Source organism: Arthrobacter sp. Y3225116 (assembly GCF_059091245.1).
Genome location: NZ_JBNHGL010000575.1, coordinates 1 through 391, shown reverse-complemented (window position 1 = coordinate 391; position 391 = coordinate 1). Strand labels below are relative to the sequence as shown.

Sequence of the window (391 nt, the reverse complement as noted above, 5' to 3'; positions counted from 1 at the left end):
CTGGATCCACCGCCTCGGCCATTCCCGGCTCAGCGGCCCTGAATACCGCATCGACGGGGTCCGACGCCGACCCGGACCGCGGCCTCGAGGCGTGGGCATCGCTGCTGACGGACGCGGAAATCCTGCCCCCGGACGGGGACGTGGCGGCGCCCGAGCGTGCCGAGGAGCCCGCGGCCGTCTCGGTGTTGACGGCCAAGGACGGCGGGCGGGACTATCCCGCGACCCTGGCGGTCGTCGAAGCGGCAGGCGCCCGGGTCTTCCAGGACCCGCACGCAGACCCGCGGCGCGGCAGCGAGACCATCGACTTCCTGCGCCAGGAGCCCGACAACCGCGTGCTCGCCGTCGGCAAAGACTTCGGCAGCGGCGACACCTTCGCGCGCCGGACCACGGC

At 74.2% G+C, this 391-nt stretch carries 1 protein-coding gene; it reads left to right on the top strand.

Annotated elements, in window-relative coordinates:
• Positions 1-391, top strand: a 391-nt coding sequence (locus AC5RV2_RS19030; protein WP_494093622.1) for a hypothetical protein, incomplete at both ends; no start/stop codon positions are given.